The organism is Collinsella sp. AM29-10AC (assembly GCF_003469085.1).
Lineage (GTDB): Bacteria > Actinomycetota > Coriobacteriia > Coriobacteriales > Coriobacteriaceae > Collinsella.
The window spans coordinates 1-1501 of sequence record NZ_QSKB01000063.1 but is presented as its reverse complement, the minus strand read 5'-3'; the positions used below and the strand labels follow the sequence as shown (position 1 = coordinate 1501).

The following is a 1501-nucleotide window of genomic DNA, read 5'->3' as shown; positions in this document are numbered from 1 at the left end:
AGCCATGCAGGAAGCGCTCAAAAACCTCGAGGCCGCAAAAGACGCCGCAAGTCTCGAGAAAATTGCGAGATTCAATGATGACATTGCCCGTTTTCAAGAGCTCCGCGACAAGATGGCGGCGCAAGCCGCCGAATTGAGGGAATCCCTCCCCACCATGCAAGCGGACATCGATGCAGCCCAAGCCAAAAACGACGAGGCCATCAACCGGGTAAGCAAGCTCCAGGAAAAATTAGACAACAAACTTGAGGAGCTTAAGGCAGTCGAAGCACTCGGCGACGAGGAGCTTGCCGAAACTATTAAACAGCAAATAAAGTCGTTGCACCAAGAGATCGTAACGGCAAAAGCGCGAGTTGACTTTTGCGAAATGGAGCTCCGCGAGGCCCAGGACCGCCTCAAAAGGCAGGAAAGACAAGTTAATGACCGTGAGCGTGATGCAGAGAAGTATAAAGCCCATATCGACCAGTTCACAGCCTGGCGAGATGCGCTCCTCGACAATTTGGAAAAGGCGCAAACGGCCTATGACGACGCCTGCAAAGCATACGAAGAGGCAAAAGCTGCAGCAGACAAGGCCACCTCGCCCGAGATAACGCAACCGGCAGAGACGACACCGCCCGCCGGCTCAGCGCAGCCGTCCGGAACAACGCTGCCCACCAATTCGCCCACATCAGGCAAAGACGCTCGACCGAGCTCCACCAAGCAAGCAAATGCAGGCGGCAAGCTTGCAAATACGGGCGACACAGCGCCGAGCGCAATCGCACTCGCAGGCATCGCCGTCACAGGACTCGGAATAGCCACCGCGGGTGTGCGCCGCATCAAGAACTCAAGGTAGCTACCAGCGAACGTCGCCTTTGCCAATCCGCAAGCCCAAAATCAAAAGAGACCCCGCTTCCCCAACTCAAACGAAGGAAGCGGGCCTCTTTACTTGTTAAAACAGATGCCAACGCCGCCGTCTCTTGAACCACGTAGCCATCAATGCCCAGACAACACTAGCAAGCCGCATTCCTTAAGGGATAGATTTAATGGCTGTTAATCAAGGGGTATACGCGCACGCCCGATCAATGGCGGGCAAACCGCCTGATATACTTACATTAGTGCTACCAAGTGAGTCGCCGACCCTTGAAATGAGGTGCCGAGATGAACGACATTCTCGCAAGAAGAGCAACCTTGGGCATCGCCCTTTCCGCGGCACTCGTCGCGGGAATCGCCCCCGCAACGGCGATCGCGGCGGAAACCAGCTCCCCCACCGGTGCAGTTGCCTTGCAGACGGAAGACGCGGCCGCCGCAAGGGAAAAAGCGTATGCAGCCATGCAGGAAGCGCTCAAAAACCTCGAGGCCGCAAAAGACGCCGCAAGTCCCGAGAAAATTGCGGAAATCGATACTAAAATTGCCATTTTTCAAGAGAACTACGACACTAATTTGGCGCAAGCCGCCATATATAAGGAATCCCTTGGTGGCGCGCGCAGACGTGGTGTAAGAGCGTCCCGAGGTCCGTCGCTGCAAG

Annotated in this window: 2 protein-coding genes; both read left to right on the top strand. The window is 55.7% G+C overall.

Annotation, left to right across the window (positions count from 1 at the left end):
• The coding region (locus DW754_RS10810) for an LPXTG cell wall anchor domain-containing protein (protein ID WP_147486958.1) at nucleotides 1-829 on the top strand (829 nt) is incomplete at its 5' end.
• 305 nt (nucleotides 830-1134) lie between these two features.
• Nucleotides 1135-1501: hypothetical protein (locus tag DW754_RS10805; protein ID WP_199583797.1), on the top strand; the 367-nt coding region annotated here is incomplete at its 3' end.